The 15,927-nt window shown below is 61.0% G+C and carries 16 protein-coding genes; 12 read left to right on the plus strand and 4 right to left on the minus strand.

Features of this window, described 5'->3' with window-relative positions; translation table 11 throughout:
- Positions 1 to 104: 104 nt before the first annotated feature.
- From AO065_RS03200 to AO065_RS03210, 3 genes are all read right to left on the minus strand, one after another.
- Positions 105 to 1,643 carry an amidase gene (locus AO065_RS03200; protein WP_004886989.1) on the minus strand — a complete coding sequence of 513 codons (1,539 nt, stop codon included), beginning with the start codon at positions 1,641 to 1,643 and terminating at the stop codon, positions 105 to 107.
- A gap of 181 nt (positions 1,644 to 1,824) precedes the next feature.
- On the minus strand, positions 1,825 to 2,457 hold the full coding sequence (locus tag AO065_RS03205; protein WP_004886987.1) for an ANTAR domain-containing response regulator: 633 nt from the start codon (positions 2,455 to 2,457) through the stop codon (positions 1,825 to 1,827).
- The gene (locus AO065_RS03210) at positions 2,454 to 3,602 is read right to left on the minus strand and encodes a transporter substrate-binding domain-containing protein (RefSeq protein ID WP_004886984.1); all 1,149 of its coding nucleotides are present in this window, start codon (positions 3,600 to 3,602) and stop codon (positions 2,454 to 2,456) included. Before AO065_RS03210 ends, AO065_RS03205 begins: the two co-directional genes overlap by 4 nt.
- A 624-nt stretch (positions 3,603 to 4,226) precedes the next feature.
- Here AO065_RS03210 and urtA point away from each other — a divergent pair.
- The 12 genes from urtA (at position 4,227) to AO065_RS03270 (ending at position 14,773) form a co-directional block, all read left to right on the plus strand.
- Complete coding sequence (urtA, locus tag AO065_RS03215) at positions 4,227 to 5,408, plus strand: urea ABC transporter substrate-binding protein (protein WP_004886983.1); 1,182 nt, start codon at positions 4,227 to 4,229, stop codon at positions 5,406 to 5,408.
- A 66-nt stretch (positions 5,409 to 5,474) separates the two neighbouring features.
- The gene (gene urtB, locus AO065_RS03220; RefSeq protein ID WP_004886981.1) at positions 5,475 to 6,377 is read left to right on the plus strand and encodes an urea ABC transporter permease subunit UrtB; all 903 of its coding nucleotides are present in this window, start codon (positions 5,475 to 5,477) and stop codon (positions 6,375 to 6,377) included.
- A 1-nt stretch (position 6,378) separates the two neighbouring features.
- Complete coding sequence (gene urtC, locus AO065_RS03225) at positions 6,379 to 7,518, plus strand: urea ABC transporter permease subunit UrtC (protein ID WP_004886979.1); 1,140 nt, start codon at positions 6,379 to 6,381, stop codon at positions 7,516 to 7,518.
- Positions 7,518 to 8,255, plus strand: a complete 738-nt coding sequence (gene urtD / locus AO065_RS03230) for an urea ABC transporter ATP-binding protein UrtD (RefSeq protein ID WP_004886977.1) — start codon at positions 7,518 to 7,520, stop codon at positions 8,253 to 8,255. Before urtC ends, urtD begins: the two co-directional genes overlap by 1 nt.
- 2 nt (positions 8,256 to 8,257) lie before the next feature.
- Complete coding sequence (urtE, locus tag AO065_RS03235) at positions 8,258 to 8,947, plus strand: urea ABC transporter ATP-binding subunit UrtE (RefSeq protein WP_004886976.1); 690 nt, start codon at positions 8,258 to 8,260, stop codon at positions 8,945 to 8,947.
- 21 nt (positions 8,948 to 8,968) lie between these two features.
- The gene (ureE, locus tag AO065_RS03240) at positions 8,969 to 9,409 is read left to right on the plus strand and encodes an urease accessory protein UreE (protein ID WP_004886975.1); all 441 of its coding nucleotides are present in this window, start codon (positions 8,969 to 8,971) and stop codon (positions 9,407 to 9,409) included.
- A complete protein-coding gene (locus AO065_RS03245) occupies positions 9,406 to 10,149 on the plus strand; it encodes an urease accessory protein UreF (protein WP_004886974.1) in 744 nt (247 codons plus the stop codon). Before ureE ends, AO065_RS03245 begins: the two co-directional genes overlap by 4 nt.
- Before the next feature lie 24 nt (positions 10,150 to 10,173).
- A complete protein-coding gene (locus tag AO065_RS03250) occupies positions 10,174 to 10,869 on the plus strand; it encodes an urease subunit beta (protein WP_004886972.1) in 696 nt (231 codons plus the stop codon).
- Positions 10,870 to 10,872: 3 nt separating this feature from the next.
- Positions 10,873 to 12,585 (plus strand): urease subunit alpha, encoded by a 1,713-nt coding sequence (gene ureC / locus AO065_RS03255; RefSeq protein ID WP_004886969.1) that lies wholly within the window; start codon positions 10,873 to 10,875, stop codon positions 12,583 to 12,585.
- A gap of 24 nt (positions 12,586 to 12,609) precedes the next feature.
- A complete protein-coding gene (gene ureG, locus AO065_RS03260) occupies positions 12,610 to 13,269 on the plus strand; it encodes an urease accessory protein UreG (RefSeq protein WP_004886967.1) in 660 nt (219 codons plus the stop codon).
- On the plus strand, positions 13,266 to 14,123 hold the full coding sequence (locus AO065_RS03265) for an urease accessory protein UreD (protein WP_004886965.1): 858 nt from the start codon (positions 13,266 to 13,268) through the stop codon (positions 14,121 to 14,123). Before ureG ends, AO065_RS03265 begins: the two co-directional genes overlap by 4 nt.
- Before the next feature lie 188 nt (positions 14,124 to 14,311).
- Entirely contained in the window at positions 14,312 to 14,773 is a 462-nt protein-coding gene (locus tag AO065_RS03270) for a hypothetical protein (RefSeq protein ID WP_004886964.1), read from the plus strand.
- Between the two features lie 140 nt (positions 14,774 to 14,913).
- Here the strand turns inward: AO065_RS03270 and AO065_RS03275 are convergent, their stop codons facing one another.
- Entirely contained in the window at positions 14,914 to 15,588 is a 675-nt protein-coding gene (locus AO065_RS03275) for an OB-fold putative lipoprotein (RefSeq protein ID WP_235811626.1), read from the minus strand.
- Positions 15,589 to 15,927 lie beyond the last annotated feature (339 nt).

The raw sequence follows: 15,927 nt of genomic DNA on the forward strand, positions 1-15,927 counted from the left end.
AACTGAGTCCGCAATCCGTGCCATGTGTGACGCGGAGCGTCACGGGAGGCATGCCCACGCAGAGCGATGGGCACGATCAGTGTCGAGGCAGACTTGTGTGTGTGTCACGACGAGCGCGGCGGCTTGGGGAACTCACCCCGGACCTGTTCGTAAGCCTGCGCCACCCGCAACGCCAGTGCGTCCTGAAAGCGTGGTGCGACGATCATCATGGCCACCGGCAAACCGTCGGCCAATCCGGCGGGAATCGACGTTGCCGGGTGGCCGGTGATGTCGAACGGTGCGGTATTGGCCAGCATGTTCAGTGCGCTGTGTACGTATTCCTCGATGGGTGCGTCCGGTGCGGTCAAGGGCGTCGCCACGAACGGCATGGTCGGCATCACCAGCACGTCGAATGACTTGAACGCTTCGTCGTACTGACGCGTGAGTTCCGGCGCCAGCATGCGCGCCTTGGCGTAGCTGGCGCCATGCAGGTTCTTCAGGCTGTAGTGACCGGTCAACGCCACGGCGCGCACACTGTGCGACAGCGAGTTGGCGTGTTCGCGGCGTTTGGCGCCGTAATAACTCATGATCTCTGGATCGTAGTAACCATCGACGTTCATGCCATAACCATTGCCTTGCAGCATCTGGTAAGCGGCGCCGTCGGTGGCGATCACGTTCCACATGTCCAGCGCAACGCCCGAATGCCATGGCGCACTGGCTTCGCCGACAATGGCGCCAAGGCTTTCAAGCTGCGCGACGGCAGCCTTGACCAACGCATCCACCTGCGGCTCGGACATACCGGGAATCGCAAAACCTTCACGCAGCAGACCGATTTTCAAGCCGGCAACGCCTTGATCCAGGGTCGCAAGGCAATGGACTGCGGGCGGATTTTTCTGCCGCGAATCCAGTCCGTCGGCGCCTGCGATCACATCGAGCATCAAGGCGCAGTCACGCACGGTATTGGCCATCGGGCCGACGTGGTCGATGGTCCGCTCGATGGGAAACGCGCCGGTGTAAGGCACCAGGCTGTAGGTCGGTTTGTGGCCGACGATGCCACTCCAGGCCGACGGCATACGGATCGATCCGCCCTGATCGCCACCGATGGCCATGTCGACTTCGCCAAGGGAAACCAGCACCGCGCTGCCGCTGGACGAGCCGCCCGCGTTGCGGGTCATGTCCCACGGGTTCTTCACCGCACCACTGGCGGAGGTGAAGCTGGCACCGGAAAAGCACAGGTCTTCGCACACCGATTTTCCGACCACTGTGGCACCCGCTGCCAGCAGGCGTTTGACCACGGTGGCGTCTTCGGACGGCACGTAGCCTTCCAGGCTCAACGAGCCATTGGCCATGGGCACGCCCGCCACCGAGACGTTGTCCTTGATGACCACCGTCCGGCCCTTCAACGGACCTTCGGCGGCACCCGTGATGTGGGTTTTCACGTACCAGGCGGCGTGCAGGTTTTCCGCGGGCAGCGGCGTGCTGTGCTCGCGCAGCGGTGTCGGCTGAGCGACATGGGCAGCATACAGCGCATCGATGGCTTCGTAGGAATTCAGGCTCTTGTCAGCGAGGTTCAGGTACGCGTGCATCTGGCTGTCGGACAGGTCGTAGCCATGGTCTTGGGCGGCAAGAAGAAAGTCGGCATTTTCAGGGCGTTTGATGGACATGATGTTCTCCAGATGACGGTAGGAGCCGCCGGTGCCGAGTGCACCGGCTCAAGCTCGTTCCGGAGGACGCCGTTGTCCGTGCCGGTCGCCACGCGGTGCTCCATACCTGCCGGTTCAGGGCGTATGGCAAACGTCCACGCAGAAGAGGATCAGGCGTTATGGCCTGACGCTCAACAAATGATCAGGAGCAGGCCTGTTGAAACAACTCGTGGGCTTTCACCAGCGCCTCGGCAATTTTCTCTACCGGTTCGCGCTTGCTCATGGCCTGATCACGTAGTGCGTTGTAGGCGTCGATTTCCGACAGCCCCTTGGTTTCCATCAGGATGATTTTCGCCTGCTGCACGGTCCGCATGACCGCCATGCGCCCTTCAAGGCGCTTGACGTGCTTCTCCCGTTCGCGGGCCTTGCGCGCATGGCTCAGGGTGAGGGTCAGGGCAGTGAGCAGTCCGAAGGATCTGACGGGTGACGGGATCACCGAGCAGGCGTTCAACTGGACCAGCGCCTCGACGATGATCGGATTTTCGTAGGCGATCACCGGGATGATCGGCGGGGTCGCGCTGTGCAGCAGCCAGGGCGTATTGGTCGACAGGCTTTCCGGCGATATCGCCAGCACGATCACGTCCGCTTCACTGTGCAGGCGTTCCGGGATCGGCCATTGCACGCGTACCTGACAGCCGATGCGTTGCAGTTGCGCGATCAGGTTGCGCCCGTCTTCGTCATCCGGGTGCATCACCAGCACGCTGATGTCACGCAGGTCCTTGATGCCGCCTGCGCTGTCGTTGCGCAGGCGTTTCTTGGCAGCACGCAGGGTCATGGACGCCTCCCGGCCAGACCGGACCAGCCACTGAAATCAGGCGCAATGGCATAGGGGTCGGGTTTGAGCGCCTTCTGGCTCTCGTAAAGAATGTCGAACTGACCTTCGGCGTTGGCGCGTCCGATCCGTGAGTACAGGTAGGTGTGGTGGTTGTTTTCATCGATTCTCACTCGTCCTTGAGGCGCGTCGAATTCCAGACCGCGCATGGTCTGCAGCACCGCTTCCACCTCAGTGCTGCCTGCACGGCTGATGGCCTTGGCCAGCAGGTGCACTTGAAAATACGCCGCTTCCCAGCAGCGGTCGGTCACTTGGTGCTGGCCGAACAGCTCGCGGTACTCGGCGATGCACTGGCGATTGAGCGGTGTGTCGATGGACTGAAAATAACTCGCCGCCGAGATATGCCCGGTGCCCAAATGCACGCCCATCTGTTGAATGTCGGTTTCGCTGGTGGTGACGCTGGCGATCGGCATGGCAGCCGGATCGAAGCCTGCATCGGCGTAGGCCTGATACAGATGGGCCATGGTCTCGCCAACCACTGTCGAGAAGATGAATGAGGGTTTCAGGTCTCGCGCCTTGACCATCAGTCTGGCGAAATCTTCGGGACGGGCGTTCTTGAGTGGCAGGTAATACTCGCCCAGTTTCTGCCCGCCGCGCTCGTACAGCAGGTCGCTCATCAGGCGGTTGGTTTCGTACGGATAGACGTATTCCGAGCCGATCATCAGCACGCGATTACCAAAGTGCTCGAACATGTAATTGCCCAACGGCACGGCATTGTGATTGGGCGTGGCACCGGTGTAGATAATGTTGCGTGAGTACTCGAAGCCCTCGTAGTACACGGGGTACAGCAGCAAGGCGTCGTAACGTTCAACGACTGGCAACACCGCCTTGCGCGCGGCCGAGGTGTAGCAGCCGAAGAAGAACTTCAGCTTCTCTTCGCGAATCAGCGACTCGACATGCATGGCAAACAGCGCAGGCGTGGAATCGGGGTTGCGGGTAATCATTTCCAGTGGCCGGCCATCCACACCACCGGCTGCGTTGATCTGCTGAATGGCGAACTGCGCGCCGCGCATCGTCGAGCACTCGCCTGCGGCCGTGACCCCGGTGTTTGAAAACAGACCGCCTATGCGGATCGACTGGTCAACCATGCCATTAAACCTTGTTCAGCGTGAGATGAGACGCCCGCCTTTGGCCGGGGTCCTGGAGTTCATGCATAAAAGGGCTGAGCGAAAACCGCGAGGATCAGCGGCGGCTCTCAGGCGGTTGTGCCTGGGCTGGCGTGACGACAGTGTCAGGGCCAGCGCATGCGAGGGGCCTTCCACACCTGCCGGGGATGGGCGTGTGACAAGGGACCCTGCGAAGGTGTCGTTCAAGCCTATGCAGGGAGCGGGCCAGCGTGCGCACTATCAATAATCGACAGCAAATGCACCGACAGGCATACGTTTCTGGTCACGTTTTTGGTGCGTGCCGCCCTGCTCTCGCGCCAAAGCGGCGCAGGCCCTTGCGCGCGTGCAATTAATGAAGGGGCGCTCTGGCAACGCGTTGTAAAGCAAGCCATCGCCGATATTTGGCACTTGGCACCGGCCTTGCTATGACCTTTCAGAGACATCGCGCCAGCTGCCTGCCCTACGCCCTCATGGCAAGTAAGGAGACACCTCGCGTACGACTGGATCGGACATCGTCTGTCCCGCCAGATTCGGCACAAAAGCCTGACCTTCCGCCTGTTCGCAGGACGGAATGTCGGGCTTTTTTTATTTCTGGGAGAGAAGTGAATGCACAACGACAAACGCCGTTTGATCAAGCATGCGCTGTTGCTGAGCGCCATGAGCCTGCTGCCGTTTTCCCTGATCGGTCAGGCGCAGGCAGCCGAGACCGTGAAAGTGGGGATCATCCACTCGCTCACCGGCACCATGGCCATCAGTGAAGCCTCGGTGGTGGACGCCGAGAAACTGGCCATCGATGAAATCAACGCCAGCGGTGGCGTACTGGGCAAGACCATCGAACCAATCGTCGAAGACGGTGCCAGTGACTGGCCGACCTTCGCCGAGAAGGCGCGCAAGCTGCTGGAAAACGACAAGGTCGCAGTAACCTTCGGTGCGTTCACCTCAGCTTCGCGCAAGGCTGTGCTGCCGATCTTCGAACGCAACAAGGGCCTGCTCTACTACCCGACCTTCTACGAGGGTCTGGAAAAATCCCCAGCGATTATCTACACCGGCGCCGAGGCCTCGCAGCAGACCCTGGCAGCCGTCACCTGGCTGATGGCCAACAAGGGCAAAAGCGTCTATCTGGTCGGCTCGGACTACATCTGGCCGCGCACCACCAACAAGCTGGCGCGCGTGTCGGTGACCAAGCAAGGCGGCTCGATTGTCGGCGAGGATTACCTGCCACTGGGGGCCATCGAGTTCTCCTCGGTGATCAACAAGATCAAGGTCGCCAAGCCTGACATCGTGATTTCCACCATCGTCGGCGGCTCCAACGTGGCGTTCTACAAACAGCTCAAGGCCGCCGGGATCGACAGCAGCAACCAGACCCTGATGGCGCTCGCCGTGACGGAAGAAGAAGTCACCGGTATCGGCGCCGAAAACCTCACCGGTTTTCTGACCTGCATGAGCTACTTCCAGAGTCTGAAAAACCCGGTCAACGAAAAATTCGTTCAGGCGTTCAAGACCCGTTATGGCCAGCAACGCGTGATCGGCGACCCGATGGCAGCCGCCTACACCGCCGTGTACCTGTGGAAAAAGGCCGTCGAGAAAGCGGGCAGTTTCGACGTGCCGAACGTCATTGCAGCGTCCTCGGAGATGGAACTGGATGCGCCTGAAGGCGAGATCAAGGTGCACAAGGACAACCATCACCTGTGGAAACGCGCACGCATCGGCACCCTCAACGCGCAGGGTCAGGTCGACGTGATCTACGAGTCCGCGCCCATCGAGCCCAACCCGTTCCCGAAACTCTGACACCTGCGCGGGCGTGAGCCAATCCACGCCCGCCTCTTTCAACCTTCAGCGACAGGTGGCGACGCCATGACTTTCGATACGCTGGTAATGCAAGTCTTCAGCGGATTCTCGCTGTTCTCGGTGCTGGTGCTCATGGCACTGGGGCTGACCATCGTGTTCGGCCTGATGGGCGTGATCAACATGGCCCACGGTGAACTGATGGCGATGGGCGCGTACATGACCTACGTCACGTCGGTGGTGTTTCAGCGCTACCTGCCCGAACTCATGGGCTGGTATTTCATCGTCGCGATCGGCGTTGCCTTCCTGGTGACCTTCGCCTTTGGCTTCCTGCTTGAACGCTGTTTCATCCGTTTCATGTACAACCGCCCGCTGGACACGCTGCTGGCGACCTGGGGCCTGTCACTGGTGCTGCAACAGGTCTTTCGTCAGGTCTTCGGCCCCAAGGAAGTCAGCGTGCCGACCGTGCAATGGCTGCAGGGTGCCTGGAAAGTCAGCGAAGGCCTGGAGCTGCCCATCAACCGGATTTTCATCATCGGCCTGACGTTCGTCATTGCCGCTGCCGTTTTCCTGTTTCTCTACCGAAGCCGCTGGGGCCTGCGCATTCGCGCTGTGACCCAGAACCGCGCCATGGCCGGTGCTGCGGGAATCAATACCGCACGGGTGGATTCGGTGACTTTCGCGCTGGGTTGCGGGCTGGCCGGCATCGCCGGGAGCTCGTTCACCATGCTCGCCTCCACCGGCCCGGTCAGCGGCCAGCAATACCTGGTCGACACCTTCATCGTGGTCGTGTTCGGCGGCGTGGAGAGTTTGCTGGGGACCTTCCTGTCGGCCTTCGCCATCGGCCAGACGCAGATCTCGCTGGAATACCTCACCACCGGCTCCATGGCCAAGGCCATGACGCTGCTGGTGGTGATCGTGCTGCTGTTCTTCCGCCCCAACGGCCTGTTCGCCACGAAAGTGAGACGTTGAGATGAATGACATGACTGAAAAGCCGCCAGCCCTGCCCCGTACAACGACTTCCAGCCCCAGCTGGCTCAACGGTGGCTGGCTGGCACTGCTGGAGCGCTACAGCCTCATCTGGCTCTCGGTTCTGCTGCTGGTGGTGTTGCCGTTGTGCCTGGGCGATTTTCGCCTCGGACTCGCCGGCAAATACCTGAGCCTGGGTTTCTGCGCAGTCGGCATGGTGATGATCTGGGGCTACGGCGGCATCCTCAGTCTCGGCCAGGGGATCTTCTTCGGCCTGGGCAGTTACATGATGGCGATGTACCTGAAACTCGAAGCCACCGCCACGGACGAGGCCGCCAGCGCCCTCGCCGCCTTCTACGGCTCGGCACTGCCCGACTTCATGATCTGGAACAGCGTCGAGTCGCTGCCGTGGTGGTGGAAGCCGTTCGAGTCGGCGACCTTCACGCTGGTGGCGATCCTGATTCTTCCGGCACTGCTGGCGTTCCTGTTCAGTTACGCCTACTTCAAGAAACGCGTGGGCGGCGTGTACTTCTCGATCATCACCCTGTCGCTGGCCTCGATCATGTCGATCATGATCATCGGCCAGCAAGGCTACACCGGCGGGGTCAACGGCCTGACCGACTTCAAGACCGTCTTCGGCCTGAGCCTGCAAACGCCGCAGACGCCCTGGATCCTGTACCTGATCACCACCCTGCTGTTGCTGGCCTGCGTCGCGATGTGCGGCTTCATTCTGCGCAGCCGTCTGGGCAAGGTGATCGTGGCGATCCGCGACCGCGAAGACCGGGTGCGTTTCTCCGGCTACAACACCGCCCTGTTCAAGGCCTTCATCTTTGCCGTCGCCGCGCTGATCTCGGCGCTGGGCGGCGTGATGTTCACCCTGCAGGTCGGTCTGGCATCGCCCTCGCTGGTGGGCATTATTCCGTCGACTGAAATCGTCATCTACGCCGCCCTGGGCGGACGTTTGTCGCTGGTCGGTGCGGTGTACGGCACGCTTCTGATCGGCACGGCGAAAACCTACCTGTCGGAAAACTTCGTCAGCTTCTGGCAGTACTTCATCGGCTTTCTGTTCATGGGCGTGGTGCTGTTCCTGCCCGCAGGCCTGGCCGGTCTGCTGCAACGACTGAACAACAAGGAGGCGAACTGATGGGCGCGCTGCTACTGAGTGTCGAAGACCTGACGGTGTCGTTCGACGGCTTCAAGGCCGTGGACAACCTCAATTTCTATGTCGAAGAAAACCAGGTGCATGTGGTGATCGGCCCGAACGGCGCAGGCAAGACCACGCTGCTGGACATGATCTGCGGCAAGACCCGCCCGAGCGCCGGGAGCATTCGCTTCAAGGACCTGCAACTGGCCAACATGATCGAGTACCAGATCACCCGTGCGGGCGTCGGTCGCAAGTTCCAGAACCCGTCGGTGTACGAAGACCTGACCGTGCGCGAGAACCTGGACATTTCCTCGCCGGACAAACGCGGCATTTTCAACTGCCTGTTCGCGGGAAAGAACACCGCTTTGCAGGCCGAAATCGAGCAGACCGCCGAGATGATCTTTCTCAAGGACCAGTTGGGCCGCAAGGCCGGGCTGCTGTCCCACGGCCAGAAACAGTGGCTGGAGATCGGCATGCTGCTGATGCAGCGTCCAGAACTGCTGTTGCTGGACGAACCGGTGGCGGGCATGAGCGCAGGCGAGCGGGAGAAAACCGCAGGCCTGCTCAAGCTGATCGCCAAGGGCCGCGCAATGGTGATCATCGAGCACGACATGGAATTCGTGAAGTCGGTGGCCGACAAGGTCACCGTGCTGCATCAGGGCAAGACCCTGGCCTACGGCTCGATGGATCAGGTGCAGAACGATCCTCGTGTCATCGACGTCTATCTGGGGCACTGAACATGCTGAATGTCACCGAACTGAACGTCTATTACGGCGACAGCCACGTGCTGCGCAACCTCAGCCTGGACCTTGCGCCGGGCGAATCGCTGGCGATCATGGGCCGCAACGGCATGGGCAAGACCACGCTGCTGCGCAGCCTCGTGGGCATGCTGCCGACCCGCAGCGGCAGCATCAAGCTGGCCGGGCAGGAGCTGACCGGCAGCAAGAGCTATGAGCGCGTTGCCGCAGGCGTCGGCTTCGTGCCACAGGGCCGGATGATCTTTCCGTACCTGAGCGTCGAGGAAAACATCCTGACCGGCATGCAGGGCGCGCCCGCTGCAGCAATTCCCGACTACATCTTCGAGTACTTTCCGGTGTTGTTCGAGATGCGCAGGCGCAAGGGCGGCAACCTCTCCGGCGGCCAGCAGCAACAATTGGCCATCGCGCGCGCACTGGTGTCCAACCCCAAGGTCTTGATCCTCGACGAACCCACCGAAGGCATCCAGCCGTCGATCATCAAGGACATCGCCAAGGCCCTGAACCTACTCAAGAAGGAACGCGGCTTTTCGCTGATTGTGTCCGAGCAGGTGCTGTCGTTCGCCATGGCGGTGGCCGACCGTTACCTGATTATCGAAAAGGGCGAGTTCGTGCACAGCGAAGTCCGCGAAACCGTCGACCGCGAGCGCATCCTGCGTTACCTCACCATCTGAACCGGCACGGGAGAACACGCCATGCTGATACTCGACCGCATCCTCGGCCAGGCCAGCGACCCGGCCCTCGCCGAGCGGCTTCATGACCTGAGCCATAACGGGCAGGTGGAAACCCTGAGCCTGTCCGGCAGCGATATCCAGCGCCATCGTCTGCGGCTGGCCAGCGACCGGGGCACCGACTGCGCGATTCGTCTGGAGCGGCATCAGCAATTGCGCAACGGCTCGGTGCTGATGCTCGACGGCCAGCGCGCCATCGTCGTGCAGATGCAGGATCAGCAGTACCTGAGCCTGCGGCCACGCGATGCAGCCGCAGCGCTGGAACTGGGTTACTTCGCAGGCAACATGCACTGGGCCGTGCGCTTTGCCGAGGACACCTTGCAGATCCCGCTCAGCGGGCCTGAAGCCGATTACCTGGAACGCCTGGCGCCCATGATTACTGACGGCCGGGTGTCTCGCGCATGAACGACCTTCTCGACGATTTGGGCAGCGCCCTGCTGGCCATGCAGCAGGCCGACAGTTTCTTCCCCACAGGTGCCGTGGCCTGGTCGTGGGGGCTGGAAACCCTCAAGGCGGACGGTCATCTGGGACCGATTGAACGGGTCCCGCCGCGACGCCGCCAGCGGGAAACACGTCCGGATCGCAGCGCTGAGGTGTGCGGTTTTGTCGAAGGTCAACTGCGTCACCGCTGGAGCAGTTTTGACCGGGCGTTTCTGGTCGCCGCCTGGCAGTCGGCCGACTATCTGGAACATCTGATGACACTGGATGCGCAGGTCGAAGCGCTGACGATGGCCGAAGAGCTGCGCCAGGGTTCACGGCGTGTCGGCCAGGCGCTGCTGGGCGTTCATGTCGCGCTCGGCACACCCGGCGCGGCGCGCTATCAGCAGCAGGTGCTGGCCGGCGAAACGCCGGGGCATCTGCCGGTGTTGCAGGGCCTGATCTGGAAACAGCTGGGCATGCAGCTTGAACATTGCCAGTTGGCGGCGGCCCACGGCCTGGGCACCGGACTGGTCAGTGCCGCCGTACGCCTAGGCGTCATGGGCCACATTGATGCTCAGCGGGTGCTGACCGCCATTCAACCTTTGATCACGCAACTGCTCGCGGACGCAGCACCAGAGCCGGACAACGCCAGCGGCTTCACGCCGATGGCAGAAATCGCCGTGATGCGTCACGAAACCCAGGAATTACGCCTGTTTGCCAATTGATCACCTGCCCGCAGGAGCCACGCCATGCTGCTGACCCCCACCGAGCTTGAACGCCTCACGCTTTACACCGCTGCCGAACTGTCACGCAAACGTCGGGGCAAGGGCCTGCGCCTGAATTTTCCGGAAGCCTCGGCGCTGATCGCCGACGAAATTCTGGAGGGTGCCCGCGAAGGACGCAGCGTGGCCGAACTGATCGGCTTCGGCTCGACGATTCTGAACACCGATGACGTGATGCCCGGCGTTGCCGAGTTGCTGCCGGTATTGCAGGTCGAAGGTACTTTTCCGGACGGCACCAAGCTGGTCACGGTTCATCAACCGATTCGTCCGGGCCGATTGCCGCTGGCGGAGATGCCCACGCCCGGTGAGATTCTTGCGCCTGATGGCGACATTCAGCTCAACAGCGGCCGGCCGACTGCAACGCTGCGCGCCCTGAACACCGGCGACCGACCCGTGCAGATCGGCAGCCACTACCACTTTTTCGAAGTCAACAAGGCGCTGGATTTCCCCCGCGACATCGCCTTCGGCATGCACCTGGACATTCCAGCAGGCACCGCTGTGCGTTTTGAACCCGGCGAATTGCGTGAGGTACAACTGGTGCAGTTCGGCGGCACCGGCGACATTCACGGCTTCAGCGGCCTGACCAATGGCAACCTGCACGACCCGGCCTGCAAGCGCGTGGCGCTGGACCGTGCACGCGCCCAGCACTTCAAGGGAGCCTGACCCATGGCCACGATGACCCGCAAGGAATACGCCGCGATGTACGGCCCCACCAAGGGCGACGCGATCCGGCTGGGTGATACCTCGCTGCTGGCCGAGGTCGAGTTCGACCACGCGGTACCCGGCGACGAATGCCTGCACGGCGGCGGCAAGACCCTGCGCGATGGCATGGGCCTGATGCCGGGTCACGACAGCGACGACGGCGCCCTCGACATGTTGATCTGCAACGCGCTGATCATCGATCCGGTGATCGGCATCGTCAAAGGCGACATCGGCATCAAGGACGGCAAGATCGTCGCCATCGGCAAGGCAGGCAACCCGCAGATCATGGACGGCGTGCACCCGCAACTGATCTGCGGCGTCGCCACCACCGTGCGCGATGCGGAAGGTTTGATCGTCACCCCCGGCGGCATCGATGTGCACGTACATTTCGACTCGGCACAATTGTGCGATCACGCGCTGGCGGCCGGGCTGACCACCCTGATCGGCGGCTCGCTGGGCCCGATCACCGTCGGCATAGACTGCGGTGGCGAGTGGAACGTGGGCAAGATGCTGCAGGCGTCCGAGCACTGGCCGATCAACTTCGGCTTTCTCGGACGCGGCAATTCGAGCAAACCCGAATCGCTGCTCGGGCAACTGCGCGGCGGCTGCCTGGGGCTGAAAATCCATGAGGACTGGGGCGCGATGCCTGCGGTGATCGACACCTGCTTAAAGGTCGCCGACGAACATGACTTTCAGGTGCAACTGCACACCGACACGCTCAACGAATCGGGTTTTCTGGAAGACACCCTGGCCGCCATAGGCGACCGAACGATCCACATGTACCACACCGAAGGCGCGGGCGGCGGGCATGCGCCGGACATCATCAGCGTGGCGGGCAAGCCGAACTGCATCCCCTCCTCCACCAACCCGACCAACCCTTACACGATCAACACCTTCGACGAACACTTGGACATGATCATGGTCTGCCACCACCTCAATCCGGACGTGCCGGAAGACGTAGCGTTCGCCGAATCCCGCGTGAGGCCGCAGACCATCGCTGCCGAAGACATCCTCCACGACACTGGCGCGATCTCGATTCTGGGCTCGGATAGTCAAGGGATGGGCCGCATCAACGAAGTCATCTGCCGCACCTGGCAACTGGCGTCGAAGATGAAGGATCAGCGCGGTCGTCTGCCGGAAGAAGCCACAGCGCTGGGTGACAACGAACGCATCAAACGCTACATCGCCAAGTACACCATCAACGCAGCGCGTGTGTTCGGCATCGACAGCTACATCGGCTCGCTGGAGCCGGGCAAGCTGGCCGATCTGGTGCTGTGGCGACCAGCCTTTTTCGGTATCAAGCCGGAACTGGTGATCAAAGGCGGTTTCATCGTGCACGGCGTGATGGGTGACTCGGCCGCCTCGCTCTACACCTGCGAACCGCTGGTAATGCGCCCGCAATGGGGTGCGTTCGGTGAAGCGAGCAAGGCGCTGTCGGTCAACTTCGTCAACCGGCTGGCCGTCGAAGCCGACACGGCCAGCAAACTGGGCCTGAAGAAAGCGCTGCTGCCCGCGTTCGGCACCCGCACCCTGCGCAAGTCCGACATGCTGCATAACGATGCCTGCCCGGACATTCGCGTCGACCCACAGACGTTCGACGTGTACGCCGACGGCGAGCGGCTGTTCTGTGATCCGGTCAGCGAAGTCCCGCTCGCTCAACGCTACATGCTGCGCTGAGTCCATGACCGAAGGAGCCTGATCATGCATCTGCCATTGAATGCGCCAACCCTGTCCACTTCACAGCCTCACCCCGGCGCTGCACGTGTCGGCATCGGTGGCCCGGTTGGCTCGGGCAAGACCCGTCTGCTGGAACAGTTGATTCCACGCTTCATCGCCCGCGGAATCGAGCTGGCCATCATCACCAACGACCTCGCGACCCGCGAGGACGCCGAACGCGTGCAGCGCAGCGGCCTGATCGACCCGATGCGAGTCCGCGCGGTGGAAACGGGTGCATGCCCGCATACAGCGATTCGGGAGGACCCGACACTCAACCTGCAAATGGCTGATGAGCTGGAAGCGCATTTCAAGAACCTCAATCTGGTGCTGATCGAATCCGGCGGCGACAACCTGGCTTCGACCTTCTCACTGGATCTGGTGGATTACTGGATTTTCGTCATCGACGTCGCCGGTGGTGATGATATTCCACGCAAACGAGGGCCTGGCGTGCTGAGCTGCGATCTGCTGGTGGTCAACAAATACGATCTGGCGCCCTATGTCGGCGTCGATTTACCGCGTATGCGACGTGAGTCTGCCGAAGCACGCGACGGCCGCCCGGTGCTGTTCACCAACTGCAGCACCGGGGATGGCGTCGATGCAGTGGTCGAGGCGATCAGCCGTGCCGTGCTGTTCGACCGAGCATGAACGCCCGTCAACCCATCGTGCCCGTGCAGACGCGCCCTGCCGCACAGATCAGCTTCAGCAGAGCACCGTCGGGGATCAGCTACGTCTCGCGTCAGGAAGTGGGCTATCCCTTCCACCTGGGCCGGACCTTGAAACTGCCTCAGGACCCACCCGGCATGGCGGCGGTCTATCTGCAATCCTGCTCGGGAGGCCTGTTCGCGGGAGAGCACTTGCATCTACGTCTGCACGCCGAGGCCGACACGCAAGTGCATGTCAGCACAGGCGCGGCGACCATCGTCCACAGCATGCTCGAACAACCCGCACACCAGACTGTTACGCTGGTGGCCGAGACCGGCGCGCTGCTGGAATACCTGCCGATGGCAACCATCCTGTTCCCCCAGGCCCGCCTGCACAGCCAGGTGCTCGTGAGCTTGCACCCCAACGCTCGCGTTCTGCTCTGCGACGCATTCTGCGTGCACACGCCGCACGGCACAGACGGACTGCCGGGCTATTACCGCGCCGATCTTGAAGTACGTTGCCCAGCTGGGCGGCTCTTGGCCGGAGATAGGCTGGCCCTGACCGGCGAAGACCTGCAACGTCGCCTACCGGGTGTCAGCGGTCCATTTGAAGCCGTCGCCACTTTCATGCTGCTCGGCCACGGGCTGCCATTAGAAGAGATAAAGACGGGGTTGCGAGAGGCGTTTCGCGGGCTAACTGACAGCTACGTGGGGGTCAGTGCCTTGCCGAGTGATTGCGGGGTGTCGGTGAGAATAATGGGCACTGATGCGGTGGTGTTGCGCCAGGCCCTGCACCTCGCCTGGGCGACTGCCCGCCTGCATCTGACAGGCGTTGCGCCGCAGGTGCGACGCAAGTGAGACAAGGTTTGTGAAACCTCGGAAAGCTATCTTGTTACATTCCGACACTCACTCCATAATCGCGCACCCTTCAGTCGCCGGGCGCTGTGCACGCGACCTGTGACTTACCTTCTCTCATAGGCGAAACGGCGGTCGGCTGAAAAGCGATTGACTGGCAAAATTTCACCATGCCGCTCTCAGGAAACCTCATGTACAGAAAACTTACCGCATTTGTTGCAATGGCTATCGGCCTGGCTTCGCTTGCAGGATGCGGCGACACGCAAGAAAGCAAAGCTGCCAACCGGTCTGCAACAGACAAATGCTTTGTCGACGCCATCGGCGGAAAAGGCGACGCAACCGTCTACGTCAAGCGGGGTACGGTCATGATCTCTGGCTGGGCCGTTGACACGCAGAAACAGGCGTCACCGACTGAGTTGAGGCTTCGTCTCACAGGTGCACAAGGCGCACCTCATACCTTCGAGAAGCCCGCTCAGGTAGATCGGCCGGATATCGTCAAAGCCTTTAATAACGAAAAACTGCTCAAGACGGGATTCAATTTCACCGTCGACCTGTCTGGTCTGGACACAGGGGCCTACGGCATCATTCTGGAAATGCCGGATGGCAGTTCATTGCTGATGTGTCAGCCTAAAAAAATCATGGTTGTTCAGTAGCCTGCAAGAGCGTTGCCGCAGAACGTGTGAAACTCGCTGGACATGAAAAAGCCCATCTCAGGATGGGCTTTTTCGTTTGATGCACGTTTTATGAGGCGAGTGGTGATGAGGTCTTTCACGCTTGACCCGGTGACTCGTGTTTACTTTGGAAACACACAGTCCTTGAACATCGGCGTCTTGGCCAAGTCGCCGGTCCCTGTACAGACAACAGAAACCTCTGCCCCCTTCTTCAGCGCCGCGATCGATGACAAGTGAGACTTGCCGAACTTGAACTGCGGCGCCAGCATCCTGTTGTGCCCTGCCAATATCAGGTACGGATACCCCATGAAATCGGTATTGATGTCCAGGATGCGACCGGTCACTTGCACGCGTTTGTCCTTGTACAGCATGTCCGCCGCTACGGTATTTTCATCGTACCCGGTCGATACTTGTAGGGCCGTGTAGGCTTTTACAGGTTCTGCAACGGGCTCGGCAGGTACCTGAGCGACAGGTTTGGCCGCTGGAGCCGAGGCTAGAACTGGAGCAAGAACAGGAGCAACATCAGCCGGGGTTGCGGGCGACGCTGAGGGGGCTACGGCAACGGCCGGAGCAACGGAAGCTGATGAATCACGATTGGCAGGCTTGTGTAAGACCAGGGAAATAATCATCCAGAGCGCCATCCACCCGAAGCCAATCAGCCTGGCTTTTTTTGTATGCCCTTTGCGCAGCAGCAGCCAGGCGAAGAACTGAGGCATCAGCGCAATCAGAATCCCCAGAATGATTCCGACCTTGCGGGGTGAAGACGGGACTTTCATTTCGTTCATTTCGCTTTCCATGACGATCAAGTAACGCGGCATCCTGAACAGGTCTGTACCAAATTGCCACTTAGTAACGGTGCGTATGGGTATCGACTGTAATCGCTTGAACTTTATGGATTTTTCAAGTTTTTAGTTGTGTGCGCATGCCAAGAGAAGTCTCAGTTGATGCATGTGATCGTCTGGCGGAGTTCATGGTGGCATGAAGGCTGATCATCGGATTGGCAACCGTTCGCCCATGGCACCCTATCCACGATAAACGCGGTTCCGGCTGGCGCTTGGCGCGGGGATTGGACGATAGAAGAGACTTCGGCATCTCAATGCCGAGTTCGTTAAGAAGTTACCATCAGCGCCGATAGC

Origin of the sequence: Pseudomonas viridiflava, from assembly GCF_001642795.1 — a bacterium.
GTDB lineage: Bacteria > Pseudomonadota > Gammaproteobacteria > Pseudomonadales > Pseudomonadaceae > Aquipseudomonas > Aquipseudomonas viridiflava.